Source organism: Ornithinibacillus bavariensis, from assembly GCF_050433565.1.
GTDB classification, from domain to species: Bacteria; Bacillota; Bacilli; order Bacillales; family Amphibacillaceae; genus Ornithinibacillus; species Ornithinibacillus bavariensis.
Map to the genome: position 1 here is coordinate 213,688 of NZ_JBNPWZ010000003.1, position 19,363 is coordinate 233,050.

Sequence of the window (19,363 nt, forward strand, 5' to 3'; positions counted from 1 at the left end):
CATCATCCTTTTCGTTTATTTATTGGCTTCTGCCTTTAATTTTTTATAAAGCTCTGGGTTTTCTCTTAGAAGTCTGCCTTGCTCAGTTAAATTGAAATGCTCTTTGCTGAATGGGTTTTTATTGGTTAATGAACTGCCCCCAGCTGGTGGAGTGTCTTGTCTCAAAGCCTCTTTTACCTTAGCGTTTACCGCATCATCGAAAGTCTTTTTTAAACTGTTGATGTTCTCAAGAGTCTTTTCGGCATTTTCAGCAAGTAGAAAATCAGCGAATTCAGAAGGTAGTCCTTTTTCTTTTAAGTCGGCTACTGCATCTGCTCTTAACTCTTTCCTTTCAAGCTCTGCCAAACGCTTTTGAAGGTCCTTTTCTCGTTGTTCTAACTCTTCATTTTTTCTTTCTTCTTCAGATAACTTAGATAAGCGTTTTTGCTCTTTTATTGCTTCATCAATTTTTGTTTGAAGCTGGGCATCCCATTCTTGTTGCTTTTTACTTAAGGCACTTGCTAGTTTTCTGTCAGACTCAGATTCAATCTTTCTTTGAAGCTCTTCTTCCGTTAACTCCAACTTTTTTGGGTCAGTTGGCGGGTCGGCTGGCGGATCCGCTGGAGGGTCTTGTGGATCTCCTGATTCAGCAAAGAACTGTAAATTTAACTTTAATGGCTCTGGAAACTTTAATTTCTTGCTATCAATAACATTTTTCATTTTTTCAAGTTTGTTTTTCATGTTCATTCTCCTTTTCCCACACACGTTTTACTCCCTATCAATTTCATAGCATTTAAAAAAGCCCCAAAAACGCCATTTCAGCCCTTTTACGACTTTCTAAATGCAATTACTCTATTAAGCTTGTAAAACCCATGTACGATTAATTTTTAATAATAAAAGCACCTAACGCTTGACTGCTAGGTGCATGTTATCTTCTTTGAAGTAAAAAATATCTGTTTGGCGTTCCTAAGTAAATTCCGCCGTTATTCCTTTCAAAATAGAAAAAAGGCTGTCTAATAAACCAATGAAAATATCGCCATTGTTTGTGAGGTTTAATGATAAATCTGTGATTCCTCACTAATTTCCCTTTATGCCAGAACATCATCTTGCTATGGTTCTTAAACATCAAAAGTCTTCTAGCGAAACGGTATACTGTATGACCTTTATGTCTATAAATTTCCATAAAAACACCCTTTCTTTATTTACAAACGGTTACCGCACCTGGTAACTAGGAGATACAGATCACTTCCTTTCTATTCAAAAGTGAGATTATTATCTTTTAACACTTGATAAAGTACAATTCCAACTCGGTTAATCATATCTTCATCCTGTTCCTCGTATCCAGCTTCAAAGAAACAAGCATGTAAAATTTCATGAACAAAAACTTGTTCTTTTCTTGTTTGATTAAGTTGAGAATCTAATTCGATTAACCCTATATGATAGTTAATCTGTCCCAATGTATTGAAACGGTCGTTTATTCCTTCGATTTCTGTAACATTGTATTCAATACCTGCTACTTTTACTTGATTCGGTATCATTTATAATCTCCTCCTTCTCAAATCAGCATCCCATTCCTCGCGATCTACATATCCTGCTTGTGAGCAACGACAATTAGGATGCATCGGAAAGGCATTCACTCCTACCTCTGCATCCTTTAAATCAAATATCTTTCCATCAAGTGCAGCACAGATGGAACATGCACTTGGCTCTGCGATATATTCGTATTGCTCGATATTAGCCTGCTTCATGCTGTCCTGGAATACGTCTTGTTGAACCCTTGCCATTTCTGTTCTTAGTAATCTTTCCGAATTTGAAATACTAGTATTAAACGTCTTACGCAACTGCCTAGCCAGTTCCCTTGGATTCTTCCCTTGCACAATACCACGGTGCAATAACTTGTCCAATTCGGCACGTAAGGCGGTTTGATTTGCCCAAAGCCTATCGGACCATGTAGCACTTAGAAATGAAGCATTAACGATTGAATTTATGTGCCTTTCGTTGTAGTTTATTGATTCACCTAAGATTCCTGCTTGTCTTTCAAACTCATTTCTTGCCTGTTTATTTAATTGTTCAAGTAAAATTCTTTCCTCATCGCTTCCAGCAGCTAATAATTCTAATTCAATGTTCAAACGCAACAATTGAAGCCTGTTTATTTTCATCGTCACATTGTATAAGAGCATTTCCTCATTTGCTCGCTTAGTGAAGTTACGCTCTTTTACATAACGCTTTGCTTTTTCACTATACTTGTCCATATCAAGCTTACTGACACGTTTTCTAGCTTCTTGCATACTAATTCCTTCTGCTTCGGCATAACGACCATAAAAGGCTTCTATTTGATTTTGAATTTCATCCATAGCCTGCATGTATTTTTGTCTTATTCTTTGAGCAAGGACGGCATCATTTTTGATTTGTTTTTCGATATGTTCAAGTTCTCTTAATCTCCAGTAATCCATAGTTTCACCTACTGTTCACTGATTATTTTTCGAGCTGCAGTTTCGTCAATCTTTAAACCGTCGATTAATAATGCAATTCCTTGTTCAGATGTGATTAAGCCACCTTTGATGCCTTCAATAATCTTCAGTACACTAGTAATTTGTGCACCGTTTAATGCCTTTTCATCTTCTGTTTTAGCTGTAGATTCAATCGATTCTGAACCTCCATCTTCACCCTCCTGTTGATTTGGAAATTGATACATATCTTTCCCTGCTTGATTTAATGGACTTTCCTTTTTCATTCGTTCCATTTCTTCTTGAGGGTTTTCGATAAACGACAGTAGGCTTAATTTGGTTTCCTCGGATAGCTCGCCATTTAATTTCACAAATGCTTCAATTTCTTCTCGAAGTGATTTCGGTAAATTAGGAGTAAACGTGATAATAATGTCATTCACATCGAATGTTCCTTCTGCTGCAATACTAGAAATGTTGTTGATTAAACGATAACGATCACGTAGAGACTTTTTAAACAAACGTTCTTTTGTGGCCCGTTTCTGCTCCAATCCAAACAGTTTATATTTCATGGCTTCCCCGGATTGAACACCTGAGAACTTTTCATCATTCATATTTGGTGTATAGGTAAACATATGAATATCGTTTTTTATACGGTCCTTATATGCTTCTGTACCTGCAACATCATACTTTTTATAAATGTAGTCTGCATCAGCCTGTCCTGCTCTTCCATCTGAATCCATTTCTGTTTGAAGCATTAAAATGTTATGTTCTTTCATTTCTTTAGCAGTATCAATATCAATATCTAAGTTTCCCACAATCTTAAGCATGGCATCGTTGAAATCAGTCATATAGTTAGCAGTATCTGACTCTGCAGAATCATATAGATCAATCAAATTAAGCACCTTTTCGAAATCGCCACGTCTAAATTTATTGTTCTGATATTCAATAATCGGTACTCCGCCAAATGAATGTGGTTTTTTCTCGATAAAAGATAATTCATTTTCCTTCATGTCGAAAGTGTGGATTTCAGTATCCGTATATACTGTAACCAGTATTTCATCCTCTTTAAATTGCTTGTTGAAGTATCTTACTCCCGCAATTGGATTCATCTCCACTGTATCGTCATAAATAACGAATGTTTCTAAGACGTCTAAAACTGTGAATCTGGTTTCGTCATTTTGATTACGATAGAGTAGCTCGTAAGCACGGCCATAAATTGATTGTTCTAATACTAAATCACTGTTATGCTCATCTGCATCATTTGTTCGGTTAATCTCTCTTAATAAATCATTAATCTTTTCATTTTTGTACGTTGTTTTGAGTGGAACACCGACCAGGTAGCCCTGAATAAAGCTACTTACATATTCAGCGAATGCGTGTGTTGCTCGATGGTCTGCAAGATGTTCTTCTTTTCTTCGTGACTCTTCTAAAATAGTCGTATTGTCACCCTCATAATATTCTCGCAATTCCTTTAATCGTGGTCTCTGATTGGACATGTGATGATTAATTATTTCCGCAAGATCATCCGTATTTTTTATAAGTTCTTCTGCACTCGAATATGTGTACTGTTTATTTGCTTCATCTGAGAATCGCTTTTTATATTCTGGCATATTTCCTCCTTCCTACAATCCTAGAGACTGTAATGCTTTGTATTTTTCTTTAGTATCCTTCTTCTTACCTAAGTGGTAACGCTCCATTGAATACCTTAGAGCATCAATGATGTGGTTATTTTCATCAATAGGCTCGTTCAGCCATTTACCTTCTTTGTCCTGCTTAAATGTGTAGGTATTAAATTCCTCAATGGTATGTTCACATGATGGATGAATATAAATCTTGAATCCTTGAAGAAAATTAATACCATGCATGATACTGTCTTTTCCTTTAACAGAACCATGTAATCGACGAACACCCTTACTAACTAATTCTTTAATTAATCTCGGCTCGGCATTATCACCAGTTATAGAGGCCTTTAACAACTCTTTTTCAGCAAGCATGTTGTAAATGTCCTGTGTGGTCATTGCCTTTTCGTAATGCTCGTCATATATCCATATTTCTTTGTTGTTTAAATCGATAATAGAACTTGCCAGAGTAGTAGGGTCATTGGTGAACCCATAGTCCATACCATGAGTGGTTTCCTGTATCTGTTTTATTTTCTCGATTGGGTCAAACTCTTTAACCTCGAAATTCTCAAATACAAGTCCTTCAGCAACTCCCCATTCACCATCACAAACAATCCTGGCACGTCTAGGATTCGTTCGATATAAATCTTCATATCGCTTCCTATCCACTTGATCCAGCCATTCATTAACTCTGAATGTTGTTGTAATAGCAAATACATCATTGCGCCTTGTTTCCTCATCAAAAAACTCACGCTTTAACCAGTGGCGTTCAGACCATGGGTTAAACGTGAGTGTAATTTGTTTAAAGAACTCTGGATCATCATGCGAACCACGAATAGATTCAACTACTGTATCAAATGCATCTGGACTTTCTAGTTGGTATGCTTCCTCTGCCCACACCCAACACAGAATCCCTACATCAACAGAAATAGAAGTAATCTTTAATGGATCATCAAGACCTCTGAACAATATCTTCTGTCCAGTCGGTAGATAAGTTATCTCTGGCATGGATTCATTAAACTTGAATAAATGGGCAACCTTTAATTTGTTAGCAGCCCATTTCAAATCTGTGTATGTCGATTGCTTGTTAGTGTTAGAATAGCGCCTAATTACTAGTAAATTCGCCCATGAATACTTCATAATCCGATGTATATAATTCAATGCTGTGTTTTTTGATTTTTTACTACCCCTTGAACCTTTTACAACTCGGTAGAACTGTTTATTATTCCAAAAACGGTTATAGCCTTTTCCAATCTGTTGTTTGATTGAGATCCTTGGTTCCTTAATCGTCATCATCCGGCACATCCTCCACAAATACCGGAGTAATATTTTCTATCTGTTGTTTTTCGGTCCACATAGCATAGCGTTTGCCTAGTAGTTCGGCTGCTTTATTTACATCGCTATTTTTCGTATCAAGATAAACAGTTTCTGCATATTCATTATAAACGACTTTTTCGCTTGTTTTACCAGATGCCGTTGTATAAGGGATTGTTTCTGCCTTTTTCACAATAACCGTATCCATTTCTTTGCTTTCTCTTCGCAATATCCTAGTTAGTGTTTCCATTACTTCTTGTTGATCAGCAACTCTTTCACTAGCCAATTCTTCAAGTCTATTTTCTATATATTCTTTAATGTCAGGTTTTGTTAGGTTTTCTGCTCCTATAGCTCTAGCTGTTTTCTTACTATAACCTGCTTTAATAGCTGATTCTGTTGCATTCCCAGTGATGATATACTCATCAGCAAATTTCTGTTGTTTTATTGTTAATTTCTTCTTACTCATGGCATATCACCACCGCCCTTATATTTTTATGCAAAAGAAAAAGCACCTCATTGGGTGCTAAGAAATATTATATATTGCTTTTCTATAATCACTTTGAAGTTTTAATTTTTCTGTTCTTAGAATTTCTATAGTTTCCTCAATAGTTTTATAGGTTTCTTTCTCCAGTTCTGTTGCCTTTTCCAAATCCAATTTAAAGAATCCCTCTTTATCCCGAGTGCGCAATTTTTTATACTCAGGAACAAAAACCAAATTAATCTCAGTATCAATGGGCTCTATGTAAGAGAATACAATACCGTTAACTTTTGATGTTTCATCTAATATTTCTTCAACAAGAGTTTGGATGTCAATTAGATCTTTATCAGTTTTCTGTTTGGTTACCAAAACCATATTAGCAAGTTCGTTTAATTTTTTTATCGCTGAATGTACGGATCTTATTTTTAATGGAGCCGAATTAATAAAGTCAGCTTTCTCTTGAAATTCTAAAGACAATTTCAAATTTTCACTAGATGACTTCATTCCCATCCTAACGCCAATCAAGGTTACTACTCCTGTTAAAATTGCACCAACTAATCCAAATAATCCAACTATAATATCCATGCCAAATCCAAAGAACATTTTAATTATGCCTATATACATAATTATATCTAATATAACTAACGAAATTAATATAAACCAAGGTAATATCTCAATTATTTTCTTATTCATCTCTTTCCCCCCTATGATTAGTATAAATTAAATCATGACAAAAAAGAGAAGATTTACTATTTTTCTCGCAATATTAAAAGCTCACCAAACCGATTGTCTGATGAGCTATAGAAAGGAGGTATAGGATTGGAGATTTAAACCTCTCCGTCCTGCCTTCCATGATAATCCTATTTTTTAAAAAATAATAATTCACGCCATCTACGCCGTTTGCGACATATGCGCCATTTGCGACACGATACTATCTTTAATCCTTCTGATGTGCGTTTCTGATAATCCCATATGCCTTGATATCCAGCGGTAGCTCTTGCCTTCTAAAATCCAATGCAGCACTTCTTTTTCCTTCTGATCATGGACTAAGTGAATCCGTTGTTGAATAATAGCAACTTTCTTCTCGTATCCATGAACACTTCTCCAGTATTTATTACGTCTAACTACTTCGCTAAGGACTGGATCAGATGTATTCCCTTTTCCTCTTGGTAATGTTGATTCAATTCCATATTGTGCTGTGATGCCTTCTCCTGCATCCTTCATTGATTCTCGCATGATTTTAATACTATTTAACATCCAATGATAATCTTTAAGAATGTTTTCGATGTCCTGCTTGTTCACTCCAACCACTCCCCACTTTGAACAGTTGTTTTGCATATTCACTTCGTTTTACCGGACTAATAACCCCAGTCCGTTTATCTTTCCTGTATGGATTAATTACCCACTTTAGTTTGTATTGCATTTTCCTAAGAAACTCATTTTCTTCATTCGATAATGGAGTACGTGAATATTCTTTCCACTCTTCTGCTTCTTGCAAGTCTTGTTCTATTTTACCTATCCAATCTTTCATCTAATCGACCCCCAAAATAAAAGGACACCAACGAGCGCAATTTTACGCTTGTCAGTGCCCTGGTTGTTCCAGTAGCTTATTTAACTGTATAACTAACTTTCTCTACTTGAATTTTCCCATCCTGCCATGTAATGAATTGTTCTCCGAATCCACTTGGTGGTTTTGGTAATTCTTTTAATACACCTTTTTTAACTACAAATACTGCATCTTCATCCAATTTAATTTCCGCTGTTTTGCCTTGCCCCACTTCAAGACCTCCTTGTTGTTAAGCTTTTTTCTTTAATGCTGATTCGAAGCACTTTTCACATAAGACACTGCGCTTGTTTCTTGCTTTGCTCCCACACTCAATGCAAGTATTCACTAGACTGCCTCCTTTGCTCCATATAGTAATTTCTATTTGCTCTCTCCAGATCCTTAATCTGCTGTTTGGCTTTAGCATATGCCTTTCGGTAAATTATCAGAGTAACTCCGTAGACTAAAACCGTTAGTAATAAAATCATGATTGTTAGCTGTTGCATGTTGACCCCTCCAATAACTCTGGATTCTCGAAACGATTTCCGATAATTTCAAAACTTGCTCCGTTGTCGTGGATTAAATTGTACAAAGACACCAAATGCCCCAACTTAGAAACTAAACTGTTTTTGAATACGTACTCACCAAATTTTTTCTTTTCTAAGTAGATATTGATTACGTCGTTAAAAAATAATTCTTTTCCTTTCTTGTCGTCTAGTCCTGTGTATTGTCCTATAGTTTCACCATCGATTTGTAAAAACTGATTATCCCTTACAAAACTTCCATCATTTCCGTAAGTATCGATACACCAATCGCCCTCGTATTTAGAGACGAACCCATACACCCAACCCTTGTTATAAGAATTCGGAAATGATTGTTTATCGAGTCTTGCTCGAAACTTAACCTCTCTCATTCCTCACCCTCCTAAAATTAATTTAAAACCTTTCTAGGGCATTTTCTTTCTAAGATGACTAAATCTATTAATCTATGTATAAACGCCCTAGAGCCTTTATATTTTTAACTAATTTCGCTATAAATTAAGTTATCAACCACTGAGAGATAATCTAACGGAATGCCGTTTTGCGATTTAACCAGATGTGCATATACTTCTAAATCACGTAGTGGAATGCTCTTCCTGCCACCGTTTTTAGCTTCTCTTACGTATTTTTGAAGCATACCATTAGGTACTAAGAAAACCTGTCTAGTGACCTTCATTTCAACAATTAGAAATGATATCGCACCTTGGTTCTCGGCTGTATCTAGATATTTAATCTGTTCATCTGTAATAATGCTGAATGGTAGCCTTTTTTCATTAGTAGACTTTGCTTCAAAAGCTATTGCCTTCCCGTTGTATATTCCGTCAAAATCCACCGTTGATTTTTTATCAAATACACAGATGTGTTGATTTCCTCTTGTTTTGCCGATGATCTTCATAGGTGTTGGTCGTTTGTTGATAATTGCTATACCTTTATGCTTGTACAACTCATTGGAGTAGTTTAGTAGATTTTCGAATGCTTGCCCTCGTTTACCGTAATTAATCATGCTCTCAACTTCTCCTGGTATGTTAATTCCTCATCAATAGTGACTTGCCTTTTCAAGAACTCAGCTTCGGCTTCATCATGCTTTTTCTTGCAGACAGGGCCAAATCCGACTTCAATGCTTTTAGTAGTCTTTAATGGTCTGTTACAACGTTTGCAAGTGCTCAATATTCTCCCCTCCCTCAGTAATATTCTGTTACTGCTATGAATGGCTCGCCAGTCCAGTATTCTTTTACTATTTCTCTTACTTTTATTGTTTCTTTTGTATCTTCACCATTGAGAACTTCCTTTTCTGGGTCAACAATTTCAATATCCTCTGGAGCATATAATTCATCATCTTCTAATCCAGTTAACTTCTGATACCATTTGACAGCATCTTCTTCGCGTTCTGCTGCCACTGCATCAGACTCGCATATTTGAAACACTCTGATTTCTTTACCATCAATCTCTACATAATCTTTGCTCATTCTTATTCCTCCCTAATATCCATTTACTTGCCGTTCGTGATTCACCTTATTTTTTTCCAGGTATGCAGTTTCTATCTGTTCCCAAGTGAAGCCTAGCATTTCGCCTAATTTAACAAACTCTGTAACCAACCAATCATATTCAATTATCCTTGTGTAAAAGTTCCTAAGGTTACTAGTTATTTCAAATAGTTCATTGAACATAAACACTATATCCGTTCGTTGAACTTCTTTAAGAGATACCTCTTTTACATCTAACTCCAACCCAATACTCAAAATAAAGTGTAAGCAATCAACGTATTCTTCTAGGAGTGGGTTTTCGTAGACATCTATGAATCTGCCATTTTCAATTCCAGTTGACTTCAACCAATCTCCTTTTGTTTTTGGCTCCTGGTCCTTACTCCACTTCTTAAACCCGCGCCACTCATTAGCACATTCGCCTAACTCTACTTGTAAAGCTAGTATTTTCCAATCAAGGTTGTCCTGCCCTTTTAATTCGGGATGTTCTTCCATGATATGGGCATCCAATCCTGCTTGTATTTCGAATAAATATTGTAGATTCATAGGTTTACCTCCTAAATCAATATTCTGTTGAAGCAATGATACAAGGCGCTATAAGTTTTTCACTTTCTATTACCTGCGCAAATGTTCTTCTAGCCCATAAACTATTTCCTTGTCTAATCATTTGTTGAGTAGTTTTTTGCTCTTCAAGTGGTAATTCATCAATATGGACTAATGTAGTACCTATATTTGGATCAATTTCTTCAAAGTAATATTTGTCGTATGCTTCATCTTTTTCCAATCCAGTTTGTTTCATATACCATTCAAGAGCTTGTTCTTTATTTTCCGCATAAACCCAATCATACTCATTTAGCCTGAATACTTTCATAGCTACCCTCCTTCACTTCATCCCCGTACTATGCATTAACAACGGGTGGTGGTTGTATGTCGATTTCCACTCTGTCCTCACAAGTCCAATACAATGTTGCATAGTCACCTTCAAATGCTTTATCCAAGATGGATTGGATTTTACTAACCACTTCATCAGTCAAGCAATCCATTGCTCTGCTATCCCAATCCTCATACATTTCGTCATACTCTCTTTCAATATAGTTTTCGACCATATGCATTGCGTTGGGTTTCCAACGTTTGCGAGTGATTGTATACCAGTTTGAAGATTCATGATGTGGCTCTCCTATTTCAAGAATTTCATGTTTCAATTCTGCTACTGTATAAACTGTGCTTGACTCTTCAATTGACACTTCGACATCATCTGCTAATTCTGATAACTTTAACCTTTTAACGACTTGCATTTTCTCCATAGTCATTCTCCTTTTACTTCGCATTTTTTATCAAAAGAGACTCAACTGTTCTGTTACATCCTTTAGTTCAATGACTTCATAACCTACATCTTGGAATAGTCCAGGAATGAATAATGTTTCTCCAAAATATGTTTCTTTATCACTTTCAACCCTATGCATAGCGCCTTTTAAGATGGGTCTTTCATTTCCCTCAAGTACTCTTACATGACTTCCGTTTAAGGCTGCATAGGTATAACCTTTATTTGCACAATGTTGTAAAATCTTTAATTCCAATTCTGATAGGTTATTCACTTAATCACCCTCAACCTAACTTCTCTAACTCCCCACTTATAAGCATCAGACACACTGCCAATCAATAAATCTATCTTTCTACCCTTTATGGCTCCACCAATGTCCATAGCCTTTGCTTTAAACCTTTCTCCATTTGCTTCAATTTCTACTAGAGTACCCAATGGGATGAAGTTAGGATCAACAGCAATTACTCGGTAGCCTTCTGGGCTGTAAATCGTATTTCTTACGTCATAGCCACTCATGGTTATTCCAGTGCAGCCTTCACAATCTGAGACGTAGGCAGTTGCTACAAAATCCTGCCATTCTACTTCAACAATTGCCGTTGAAACCATAGTCTCTGGCTTGTCCACATAAATCGGATACAGATACATTGGGTAAATCAAATGTATTAACGCTATACTCATGCTTCACCTTCGCTTTCCTTCTGGCTCTAATACATATCTTCTTCCACTAACAACCAGAACTGTTGGTGTATTACCCTTTACCTTTTTTACAGTGACTATTGGGCGATACCTATCGTTTTTCGTGAATGTTCTAGGCATTGGTATCACCTTGTAAGGCTTTGTTTAAAATAATTTCAATATCACTACAAGCAGGGCAAGCTAAAACATTTCCCTTTGCTATTCCTATCCCTGCTTCTATTGCTTGTTTGTAGCGTTGGTTTTGCTTAACGGTAGAAATTAGCAATTCGTTTGTTTCCCTATGCTCTTCTTCTGATTGTTCCCAACGCCTTGAACGCTTCATAGCTTCTTCTTTCCAATCATCCCTATCTAATTCCAACTCTTTCACACGTTCTTCCAGTTGTATCTTTTCTTCTGCTTGATGGATTAAGAAAGGTTTAACAGCTTCAAAAATATCATCTAAAAGTTCTTCATCTATTTCGGTAAAGTCATTTAACGTCATTGTTCCAACCGAGAAAGCACTCTTTGACCTTGTCAAATGATACAAATAAGTACCATCAACCCAACTATCAGTTAATCCCAGTTGATGTGCGATTGCTTCTTTTACTTCTTCCAACCTTTCCTGTTCATTCACCCTTATTCCCCTCCTACCAAACTCGTTTATAATTGCTTAATTGTCTGCTAGTCATGGTGTAAATTTGCTGTGTACCATCATCACAATAGTGATAGTGTATATATCCGTCAGTATCCTCGTAGAATACGTAAATTAATTCTTGGTCCTTTTCGTTCTCGAACAGGCAATTAAATACATGTACTTCTCTCATTTGGTTCTCCTATAAGCAAATGGCCTAGTTACCTTCTCTTGCATTGCTTGATATAACAAAGCGAGCATTATCTCTATTACAGGTCTATTAAAAGTCTCTGCAATATCTTCAATTTCGTGACCCTCATTGTATAGCTCTGTAATCTCATCTAGTAATCCGTTAGAAAAATACAATTCATTATCACGAAACAGCTTGATGATGTGGCGGTTTTGCTGAGATTCGAATTTATTCTGTTTCTTTCGCTCAATAATAGCCATTAACTACCACCCGCTGTTTTAGTTTGATATTTTGATAAAACATCTTCCATTTCTTTTTTCGTTTCTTCCAATTCTTCTGGTGACATCTGAACAGGCGCTGGACTCTTGTTTTTCCTGTCTTTAAACCAATCTGGGACTACTTCTTTGGACTGAGGTTTTTGATAGTGACTTTTTCGATTGGATTTCTTTTTCTCTTCAAATTCTCTTATGATTCGTTCAACATCATTCAATGTCTTGGCACCTTTGTTATTCCAGTCCAACAAAATGCTATTAATGTACTTCCAATTTCTAGCGTTATTATCAATTGCTTCTTCCATAGCCCTTATGACAATCTTTGGGGATAGGTCTTCTTCCCAGTATTTGATTTGTTCAGCAACCCTTTCGGTTATGGGAGCGATATTTTTATCAAAGAAGTTAGTCGTACTCACGCTTTTTTCTTCTTCTTGTTTTATACTTTTATTTTCTTTACTTTCTTTTACTTTACTTTGTGTACTTTTTGGTGACTTTTTCTCAACTGACTTAGAGTTTATGTCAACAGAAACTAATCTTAACTTTTCATTAATGTTTACATTTACTCTTCTAGAGGTGGCTAGTAAGTATCTTTCCTGAATTCCTTTAGAGGTCAGGACCTTGTGTTCTTCATACTTCTCTTGGTTGAATAAGCCCCACTTTATGCACTCATTAACTATCTCAGTGACTTTGTTTGTGTCTACATAAACCCTACTTGAGAAGATTATTTGTTCCTTTTCTGTCCATTGATAGAAATATCCGTTTTTATAGATCTCCATAAGTAGCTTGACTAAGATTCCAAATCCTTCAAAACCGAATTTGGAGATAATAATTAGAACCTTATCGTCCTGGTCCATATCTACATCTAAAGGGAAGTAGTCTAATCCATCTTTAGTTGGTCTAGCCATATCAATATCCTCCTAATTCCCTTTCGATTATCTCTTCCCAATAAGCAGTTAAACCGATTTTGTTGTGAATGATATCTCTTAACTCTCTTATACATTTAACTGGTCTATCCCATATCTCTGATCCAGTAAAACGAATTACTATATACCCTTCACTAATTAAATTTCTATCTCTTGATTTATCTCTAAGTGCTTGCTCTTTGGTTCTCTCGTGGTAATCATGACCGTCACACTCGATTGCGAATTTGTATCTTTCCCCACCAATAATGCATTCAATCGAGAAATCTAATCTGTATTTCTTTCCGCATATCTCTACTTCTTCCTGAACATTGAATATTACTTCGTTTTCAATCCCCAAAACTCTTATTTCGCTTTTAAGTTCCAATTCCAAATCGATAAGATGTATCATTAGAAGTTGCTCTATAGGGGATTCACACCTATCAAGCGACAAAACAATAGAAGCTTTTCTTAACTCAAGGCTGCTATTAATTTCATCTCTAACTCGTTTAGGGAGTTTTTTAAAAGCCTTCTTTTGGTCGTTAATGAAGTTTTCGAAGCTACTCATTACCTCACCCCACTACCTGTTAATCTCACAAACTGCAAATCTACCTTTTACTTTTTTGATGGTATATCCTTCATAACGCTGCATATACTGTAGTACTAGCTTCTTTAAATGCTTTTCATCTTGCGCCTGCTCGAAGATCCAATTCGGCAGGCGCACATTTGATAGGTTATGCATTTAAATCAAGCCTGTTTTCCGCAAAGCAAATAACTTTATAATGGTTTTTTAGTTCATCAACAAGATCTTGTTCATTATCTTGGAAATACACGCAACCATCTTTGAAGTTTTTAACTACTGATACCTTATTAGAGAATTCATAATGCAAGATATCTCCACTCATAATCTGCCAAACTTCCCTACCGTGCTTAGCCCACCATCTACGCTCTTTTTCTTGTTGAATTTCTTCTGGGGTGGCATGTCTGAATTCATGAATGTTATCTTTCACATTAGTATCTGTTTCAACAACACTTGAAATGGCTCTTTTTATATATCCGATACCTCCATGACGGTGAACAACCCAATCCCCAACTTTAAACTCTGGTTCTACTTCATAACCATCTATAAACGCCCTAACAACATCTTCCACTGGCATTTTGTCTATTACGGTTGGGCAGTGTTTAGTAATACGTTTTGACATTAGTGTCTCAAAGTGCTTGCGATGATTCTCAATCATTTCAGCTTGTTCCTTAGTAACCTTTACCTTTTCCAATATCTTTTCCAACTCTCCACCTACTTCCTATTGCTTTATAGTTGTTGTTACAAAGTTTTTAATTTTGATGAACTTAACAATGTCCTCATAACTTTCTTTAACGTGAATTTGACGACCATCAGACGTAAATATTGCCGTTCTATCTCCTAGTTGTTTAATCTCTGTTATTTGATTAATATTAAGCAACGATTTAAAACCGTCGAAGTGGTCTGTTACTTCGATTAACACCCCACTCACTCCCATATCAAATTTCCAACCTCAATCGTATTTTTCAACTGCTTAGTAGCTCTGCAGTAATCACATTTCTCACAACGTACTGGATCCGCATTACCATTCTTCACTTCCACAATTCGCGGGAGCTTCATTTCTGTGTATTCATATTCAAAATCAAAGCGTGATTCATCAAAGTGGATTATCGCTTTATTTGGTGGTTTTTCCTTTGTTACAGCCACAATATAAGGTGTATAAAGCTTTCCTGTATTCGCTTCGATGACCTTGCGATAAATAGCCATTTGAAGCACATAATCCCAGTTCTCAACAAAAGATACCCAACCATCATACTTCTCACTCCAGTACCGACTATAGAGGTTCTGGGTAGTCTTTAAATCACCAAATATCGCCTCATCATGATTGATAGAATCGACTTTGATTTTCCAAGGTACTCCGAACAATTCAGCAGTAAATATCTGCTCTTTTTCACCAGCTAAGGCAAACATGGCAAGCTCATCATTTTTAATGGTTTCAATCATGAGGTCTGCTTGTTCGAAGTCAGCGTATTTACCACCTCTAGCCTTAAAAATTACGCTGTTATTTTCATCCGTGAACTGTTGGAAAGCTTCATCACTTTCGAACGCTGCATGTGTATATGAACCAACTAACATTGAAGGGGTTTGTACCTTTTCCCAATCACGATTTAGATAAGCCATAGTTGCAGCTTCGCATTCAACAAAGTTTTTGAAGAGACTGACAGACATATACTGCCTGTCAGCTTCTAAACTGTAGTAATTACTCTGTGATAAGCTCACCTTGTTCAAAGTTGATTTCATCAGCCTTCACATCCTCGTTTTTAAGCTCTTTCTTGGCCTTTTCTTCCTTCTTAGTAGTTTTATCCTTATCCTCCTCAAAAGCTTTTGTGAGCTTTGATTCTTGCTTAGATTTCACTTCTTTAGAGAACCAGTCATCTACTTTTGACATTCCGTCTTTTAGTGAGTTGAATATCTTGATTAATTCTCTGTAATCTATTTCTGAAAAGGCATCAACATTGTAGCCAAAGTGTGTTTCGATTTGTTCTTGAGTTACACGATATTTCTCTTTAAATGCTTTTAGAGCATTACCTATACGATCTTTTAATGGGCCTTGGCTTCCACTTGTTAATGTACGATTACACTCTTCCACGGCCTTGTCCACAATGTCCCCAGGAATAATTCCTAGAATACAAGCTCTTAATCTACGAGCTCCGTTGTTAGCAACTAATTCATAAATGTCTCGTGGATCATCAAGCTTTTTAATCTGACCTTTAGCTTTCCGAGTATGAGGAACAGTGAAAACTTTTTCTTGTCTAACGTTGGTCTCTAAATCCCAACAATATGCCATAGCAACTGATTCACCAGGACGTTGTTCTAATTCTTTAACTCCAAAAGCTAAGTTTCCCCAATTTTGCGCTAAGACTTCCGCTAATCTTATCGATGGACCTTCAACCTTAGTTCCGCCTCTTGGGTAGTTATATACCGCAACCTCTGCTAATGCTGGCCGTTTACATGCATCCAATATACGTTGCTCTGATTGAAATACATTTCTAGGAAACTGACGGGCCATGAAAATTTGACCCTTTACCTCTTCCATTTCACGACTTGCTGAAGATTGCGCTAATACACCGTTGTTAGCCTGCTGATACTGTGCTTGTAGTTCGCTCATTGTATCTAACTCCTTTTTCATAATCTTTATAGGCACGAATCAATTCTTGTAAATCTTGTTTAGTGAAGTATTCTGAATTTGCAATAGTCTCAGTTAAAGCAATAAATAATCTAGTAGCGCTATAATGGTCATTCACATACTCATTTGCTTTCTTAAAGAACCAGAGATACCAATTCATTCAAACCCTCCTCTTGCCTTTAAATCCTCATTACCGTATACTAAAGGCAAATAATGTTCAAAAACTTCGTAGGGAACCGTGCTGGGTTCCTTTTTTCATGCAGCAATTTTATAAGTCGCACCAAGTTGTTCAAGGATCTCTTTACTTTGGGGATTCAATTCTTCCACTAGATAAAAATCATCTTCCAAGACAAGAATTTCATCACCCACTAAAACCTCGTTTCCAAGTGCATCTGTGCCATATTCCTCACGTTTTGGACTGTAAGGTGGAAAGCCTGTCCTTTCCATGTGTGTGATTGCTGGGTGTTCCATAGCATAACCTCCTTTCCGACCATGATTTAACAGCAGTATCGAGTGTATTTAGGGTGTTGGTCACACCTTAGAAATCAAGAACATAGACTTTTTGGCAGGGGGTTGGCGCTATGCTCCTGATCTCTAAGGCAAGACCAAGCTTGCCTTTAGTTAATATAAGGGGTATAATTTAGTTATCCAAAAGCTACTCACGTTTGCCGACGTGGGTTATTTTTTTGTCTGATTTCTCTTTTAATCAACTTTATTGCGATGTTAGAAATATCCTTAATGTCAATCTCTCTATAACAACGTCTTTCATCGGTATCGCATAATGGTAATTTTATTTGAATATTTGTTTGCTCATAAATTTTGAATGTCCCTGTCATTCTTCCACACTTAACGCACTTTCTTTTATCTGTACTTGAACAATGCCAAACGTCCATTCCCATCCCTCCGTTTTTCGTTTTCTTTTCTACAAAGCACTCAACTTGCAACAGATTAGTAAGAATACACATACTGCAATAAACGCACCTACATAAAATGCATCAATCAAATTTTCTCTCATGGAAAATTCCCCTAACAACTTGAATATGAATTCCTTTTTGAATCATTTCCTGAATCATTGCATTGTAACGATCTAGAGTTAGCTTCTTACGCTCCATCTTAGATAACTCATGCGTTGACAAAAGCGCATCTGTTAATCTTTGTTTTGCTAATTCAAAGTCCCCGTTTTCTAGATGCTCAAATGCCTTTTCGATACAATCTTTTGAACAGTGATATTGCTTTGAAGCTTCTACCATATCTGCAGGTAGGAAATGTTCATGTAGTTTCATAGAATCCCTCCTAGAAAAAGAATTGTTCCTGTGATAAGTGTAGATAGGCTCTGTAAAATGCCTAGCCCGTCCATGCCACAAATAAAGGCAACTAATACTTCTTGTGCTTGTGTGGCTACCGCCCAATTCTGGAACAACGACATGGGCGGTTCCTTGCTGCCGTTCTCGTACTTTGATACGTCTGATTGATTGATAAATAATTTGTCCGCTAATTCTTCTTGACTTAATCCTGCTCGAGTCCGGCACGCTTTTAAAATCGCACCGTATTTCATAACTACCCTCCCCCTTTATTCCAAATTGGAATAGTTTTGCTGTGGGTCATATCGTATTATGTAATTGCCGACCCCACTCGGTATATTAAGCTTGTCCACCTAATAAAGAATGGCTCAACCACGCCTATTTATATACAGATGTTTTGCTTTATCTGGGTTGAAGTATGGCTCGAATGCCTTAGTGAAACATTCTTCCATTGGCATCTTTCCATAGGTTTCTTTACCTAGTCGTAAATGAGTTTTTCTTTTTGGTGATTCTGTATTCTTTTTATTTGGCATAAAACCACCTCTCCCAATACGTATGCAGGTTGGACAGATGGACTGCCCTTTTGAACCTCAACACAACATTTTGTTGTGTTGAGGTTCAAAAAAAATATCATCAATATCTACATTGAATATTTTTGATATGGCTACTCCCACCCTAAGTGTCGGATTTCTGGCTCCCTGCTCAATCATTCCATAATAACTGTCTGTTATATTAATGCCATATTCTTTACTGAGAATGTTTACGACATCTTTTTGTGACCATGATTTTTGTTTTCTGAGTGAAACAAGCTTTGCTCGTTTGATTTTTGTCACTAGATCACCTCCCAACATTTTGTTGTTTATAGAATAACCCAACAAAATGTTGTTGTCAATACATATCTCTAAATATTTTGTTGTTTTTATTTTTTAATCCAACTATTTGTTGTATAATGTTTACATGTAAACGAGAAAAGGGTGCTAATTTATGGTGGATGTAAGTCAACGTTTTAAAGAGTTAAGAAAAAAACATAAACTAACTCAGAAAGATGTGGCTGAATTCTTAGGAATTACTGAAAGTGGATATGGATATTATGAACAAGGTCGAAATGAACCATCGATAGAAATTTTAAAGAAACTGTCGAAAAGATATTCAGTTTCAATGGATTACATAACTGGAGAAACTGATGATCCAACTCCTTCGGATGATAAAAAATTTGATGCCCTTTCTGAAATTAATATACTACTTAAAAAATATGGAATTAACCAATCTGGTTTCTTCGACATAGAAAAATGGAAGAAAGCTGGACCAGAAGGAATTAAACAACTTGAAAGCTATTTTCAGTTTATAGTTGAACAGGCAGAAAAGATGGAAAAGGAAGAAAAGAATTCTAATGAGGATTCTTTTAAAAAATAGTTAATGAATATAATTATAATAAACTGGAAACACAATTAATTATAACTTGTACTTC

Annotated in this window: 38 protein-coding genes; 1 reads left to right on the forward strand and 37 read right to left on the reverse strand. The window is 36.3% G+C overall.

What is annotated here, in order from left to right:
• Positions 1-15: 15 nt before the first annotated feature.
• The 37 genes from HNR27_RS07925 to HNR27_RS08105 form a co-directional block, all read right to left on the reverse strand.
• A complete protein-coding gene (locus tag HNR27_RS07925; protein ID WP_429339365.1) occupies positions 16-720 on the reverse strand; it encodes a DUF4355 domain-containing protein in 705 nt (234 codons plus the stop codon).
• A gap of 512 nt (positions 721-1,232) precedes the next feature.
• Positions 1,233-1,517 (reverse strand): ImmA/IrrE family metallo-endopeptidase, encoded by a 285-nt coding sequence (locus tag HNR27_RS07930; protein WP_429339366.1) that lies wholly within the window; start codon positions 1,515-1,517, stop codon positions 1,233-1,235.
• The gene (locus HNR27_RS07935; protein WP_429339367.1) at positions 1,518-2,432 is read right to left on the reverse strand and encodes a minor capsid protein; all 915 of its coding nucleotides are present in this window, start codon (positions 2,430-2,432) and stop codon (positions 1,518-1,520) included.
• 8 nt (positions 2,433-2,440) lie between these two features.
• Positions 2,441-4,036, reverse strand: a complete 1,596-nt coding sequence (locus HNR27_RS07940) for a phage portal protein (RefSeq protein ID WP_429339368.1) — start codon at positions 4,034-4,036, stop codon at positions 2,441-2,443.
• A gap of 12 nt (positions 4,037-4,048) precedes the next feature.
• Positions 4,049-5,338 carry a PBSX family phage terminase large subunit gene (locus HNR27_RS07945; protein WP_429339501.1) on the reverse strand — a complete coding sequence of 430 codons (1,290 nt, stop codon included), beginning with the start codon at positions 5,336-5,338 and terminating at the stop codon, positions 4,049-4,051.
• Positions 5,328-5,825, reverse strand: coding sequence for a terminase small subunit (locus HNR27_RS07950; RefSeq protein WP_429339369.1), 498 nt, complete (start codon positions 5,823-5,825; stop codon positions 5,328-5,330). Before HNR27_RS07950 ends, HNR27_RS07945 begins: the two co-directional genes overlap by 11 nt.
• Positions 5,826-5,882: 57 nt before the next feature.
• Positions 5,883-6,530, reverse strand: coding sequence for a hypothetical protein (locus tag HNR27_RS07955; RefSeq protein WP_429339370.1), 648 nt, complete (start codon positions 6,528-6,530; stop codon positions 5,883-5,885).
• 198 nt (positions 6,531-6,728) lie between these two features.
• Positions 6,729-7,139, reverse strand: coding sequence for a DNA-binding response regulator (locus tag HNR27_RS07960; RefSeq protein WP_429339371.1), 411 nt, complete (start codon positions 7,137-7,139; stop codon positions 6,729-6,731).
• Positions 7,108-7,368: a hypothetical protein gene (locus HNR27_RS07965; RefSeq protein WP_429339372.1), complete on the reverse strand. Its 261-nt coding sequence runs from the start codon at positions 7,366-7,368 to the stop codon at positions 7,108-7,110. The genes HNR27_RS07960 and HNR27_RS07965 overlap by 32 nt, the downstream gene beginning before the upstream one ends.
• Before the next feature lie 76 nt (positions 7,369-7,444).
• The gene (locus HNR27_RS07970) at positions 7,445-7,615 is read right to left on the reverse strand and encodes a DUF3954 domain-containing protein (RefSeq protein ID WP_429339373.1); all 171 of its coding nucleotides are present in this window, start codon (positions 7,613-7,615) and stop codon (positions 7,445-7,447) included.
• 97 nt (positions 7,616-7,712) lie between these two features.
• The gene (locus tag HNR27_RS07975; RefSeq protein WP_343459039.1) at positions 7,713-7,886 is read right to left on the reverse strand and encodes a hypothetical protein; all 174 of its coding nucleotides are present in this window, start codon (positions 7,884-7,886) and stop codon (positions 7,713-7,715) included.
• Entirely contained in the window at positions 7,874-8,293 is a 420-nt protein-coding gene (locus tag HNR27_RS07980; protein WP_429339374.1) for a YopX family protein, read from the reverse strand. Before HNR27_RS07980 ends, HNR27_RS07975 begins: the two co-directional genes overlap by 13 nt.
• 104 nt (positions 8,294-8,397) lie before the next feature.
• Positions 8,398-8,922: a Holliday junction resolvase RecU gene (locus HNR27_RS07985; RefSeq protein ID WP_429339375.1), complete on the reverse strand. Its 525-nt coding sequence runs from the start codon at positions 8,920-8,922 to the stop codon at positions 8,398-8,400.
• Entirely contained in the window at positions 8,919-9,086 is a 168-nt protein-coding gene (locus HNR27_RS07990; RefSeq protein WP_429339376.1) for a DUF6011 domain-containing protein, read from the reverse strand. The genes HNR27_RS07985 and HNR27_RS07990 overlap by 4 nt, the downstream gene beginning before the upstream one ends.
• 14 nt (positions 9,087-9,100) lie before the next feature.
• The gene (locus HNR27_RS07995; RefSeq protein ID WP_429339377.1) at positions 9,101-9,385 is read right to left on the reverse strand and encodes a hypothetical protein; all 285 of its coding nucleotides are present in this window, start codon (positions 9,383-9,385) and stop codon (positions 9,101-9,103) included.
• Between the two features lie 12 nt (positions 9,386-9,397).
• Positions 9,398-9,946 carry a dUTP diphosphatase gene (locus tag HNR27_RS08000; RefSeq protein WP_429339378.1) on the reverse strand — a complete coding sequence of 183 codons (549 nt, stop codon included), beginning with the start codon at positions 9,944-9,946 and terminating at the stop codon, positions 9,398-9,400.
• Positions 9,947-9,962: 16 nt separating this feature from the next.
• The gene (locus HNR27_RS08005; protein WP_429339379.1) at positions 9,963-10,271 is read right to left on the reverse strand and encodes a hypothetical protein; all 309 of its coding nucleotides are present in this window, start codon (positions 10,269-10,271) and stop codon (positions 9,963-9,965) included.
• Positions 10,272-10,299: 28 nt separating this feature from the next.
• Positions 10,300-10,704, reverse strand: coding sequence for a hypothetical protein (locus tag HNR27_RS08010; protein ID WP_429339380.1), 405 nt, complete (start codon positions 10,702-10,704; stop codon positions 10,300-10,302).
• A 30-nt stretch (positions 10,705-10,734) separates the two neighbouring features.
• A complete protein-coding gene (locus tag HNR27_RS08015; RefSeq protein ID WP_429339381.1) occupies positions 10,735-10,995 on the reverse strand; it encodes a hypothetical protein in 261 nt (86 codons plus the stop codon).
• Positions 10,992-11,399 carry a 3D domain-containing protein gene (locus HNR27_RS08020; RefSeq protein WP_429339382.1) on the reverse strand — a complete coding sequence of 136 codons (408 nt, stop codon included), beginning with the start codon at positions 11,397-11,399 and terminating at the stop codon, positions 10,992-10,994. The genes HNR27_RS08015 and HNR27_RS08020 overlap by 4 nt, the downstream gene beginning before the upstream one ends.
• 3 nt (positions 11,400-11,402) lie before the next feature.
• A complete protein-coding gene (locus HNR27_RS08025; RefSeq protein ID WP_429339383.1) occupies positions 11,403-11,537 on the reverse strand; it encodes a hypothetical protein in 135 nt (44 codons plus the stop codon).
• On the reverse strand, positions 11,530-12,030 hold the full coding sequence (locus tag HNR27_RS08030; RefSeq protein ID WP_429339384.1) for a hypothetical protein: 501 nt from the start codon (positions 12,028-12,030) through the stop codon (positions 11,530-11,532). The genes HNR27_RS08025 and HNR27_RS08030 overlap by 8 nt, the downstream gene beginning before the upstream one ends.
• Positions 12,031-12,043: 13 nt before the next feature.
• A complete protein-coding gene (locus HNR27_RS08035; RefSeq protein ID WP_429339385.1) occupies positions 12,044-12,220 on the reverse strand; it encodes a hypothetical protein in 177 nt (58 codons plus the stop codon).
• Positions 12,217-12,477 carry a hypothetical protein gene (locus HNR27_RS08040; protein WP_429339386.1) on the reverse strand — a complete coding sequence of 87 codons (261 nt, stop codon included), beginning with the start codon at positions 12,475-12,477 and terminating at the stop codon, positions 12,217-12,219. The genes HNR27_RS08035 and HNR27_RS08040 overlap by 4 nt, the downstream gene beginning before the upstream one ends.
• On the reverse strand, positions 12,477-13,394 hold the full coding sequence (locus HNR27_RS08045; RefSeq protein ID WP_429339387.1) for a Lin1244/Lin1753 domain-containing protein: 918 nt from the start codon (positions 13,392-13,394) through the stop codon (positions 12,477-12,479). Before HNR27_RS08045 ends, HNR27_RS08040 begins: the two co-directional genes overlap by 1 nt.
• Position 13,395: 1 nt before the next feature.
• The gene (locus tag HNR27_RS08050) at positions 13,396-13,956 is read right to left on the reverse strand and encodes an endonuclease domain-containing protein (RefSeq protein ID WP_429339388.1); all 561 of its coding nucleotides are present in this window, start codon (positions 13,954-13,956) and stop codon (positions 13,396-13,398) included.
• Positions 13,957-14,122: 166 nt separating this feature from the next.
• On the reverse strand, positions 14,123-14,674 hold the full coding sequence (locus HNR27_RS08055; protein ID WP_429339389.1) for a hypothetical protein: 552 nt from the start codon (positions 14,672-14,674) through the stop codon (positions 14,123-14,125).
• A gap of 15 nt (positions 14,675-14,689) precedes the next feature.
• Positions 14,690-14,905: a flagellar FlbD family protein gene (locus HNR27_RS08060; protein ID WP_429339390.1), complete on the reverse strand. Its 216-nt coding sequence runs from the start codon at positions 14,903-14,905 to the stop codon at positions 14,690-14,692.
• Positions 14,896-15,708: a PD-(D/E)XK nuclease-like domain-containing protein gene (locus tag HNR27_RS08065; protein WP_429339391.1), complete on the reverse strand. Its 813-nt coding sequence runs from the start codon at positions 15,706-15,708 to the stop codon at positions 14,896-14,898. Before HNR27_RS08065 ends, HNR27_RS08060 begins: the two co-directional genes overlap by 10 nt.
• Positions 15,668-16,576: a hypothetical protein gene (locus HNR27_RS08070; protein ID WP_429339392.1), complete on the reverse strand. Its 909-nt coding sequence runs from the start codon at positions 16,574-16,576 to the stop codon at positions 15,668-15,670. The genes HNR27_RS08065 and HNR27_RS08070 overlap by 41 nt, the downstream gene beginning before the upstream one ends.
• Positions 16,542-16,754, reverse strand: a complete 213-nt coding sequence (locus HNR27_RS08075; RefSeq protein WP_429339393.1) for a hypothetical protein — start codon at positions 16,752-16,754, stop codon at positions 16,542-16,544. Before HNR27_RS08075 ends, HNR27_RS08070 begins: the two co-directional genes overlap by 35 nt.
• 95 nt (positions 16,755-16,849) lie before the next feature.
• Entirely contained in the window at positions 16,850-17,065 is a 216-nt protein-coding gene (locus tag HNR27_RS08080) for a YqaI family protein (protein ID WP_429339394.1), read from the reverse strand.
• Positions 17,066-17,253: 188 nt separating this feature from the next.
• Entirely contained in the window at positions 17,254-17,487 is a 234-nt protein-coding gene (locus tag HNR27_RS08085) for a hypothetical protein (RefSeq protein ID WP_429339395.1), read from the reverse strand.
• Between the two features lie 102 nt (positions 17,488-17,589).
• Positions 17,590-17,877 carry a hypothetical protein gene (locus tag HNR27_RS08090; protein WP_429339396.1) on the reverse strand — a complete coding sequence of 96 codons (288 nt, stop codon included), beginning with the start codon at positions 17,875-17,877 and terminating at the stop codon, positions 17,590-17,592.
• The gene (locus tag HNR27_RS08095) at positions 17,874-18,149 is read right to left on the reverse strand and encodes a helix-turn-helix domain-containing protein (RefSeq protein WP_429339397.1); all 276 of its coding nucleotides are present in this window, start codon (positions 18,147-18,149) and stop codon (positions 17,874-17,876) included. Before HNR27_RS08095 ends, HNR27_RS08090 begins: the two co-directional genes overlap by 4 nt.
• A gap of 114 nt (positions 18,150-18,263) precedes the next feature.
• Entirely contained in the window at positions 18,264-18,428 is a 165-nt protein-coding gene (locus HNR27_RS08100) for a hypothetical protein (RefSeq protein WP_429339398.1), read from the reverse strand.
• Between the two features lie 57 nt (positions 18,429-18,485).
• Entirely contained in the window at positions 18,486-18,728 is a 243-nt protein-coding gene (locus HNR27_RS08105) for a helix-turn-helix transcriptional regulator (protein ID WP_429339399.1), read from the reverse strand.
• Positions 18,729-18,879: 151 nt separating this feature from the next.
• On the opposite strand from HNR27_RS08105, the gene HNR27_RS08110 reads away from it, so the two are divergent.
• Positions 18,880-19,308 carry a helix-turn-helix domain-containing protein gene (locus tag HNR27_RS08110; RefSeq protein WP_429339400.1) on the forward strand — a complete coding sequence of 143 codons (429 nt, stop codon included), beginning with the start codon at positions 18,880-18,882 and terminating at the stop codon, positions 19,306-19,308.
• Positions 19,309-19,363 lie beyond the last annotated feature (55 nt).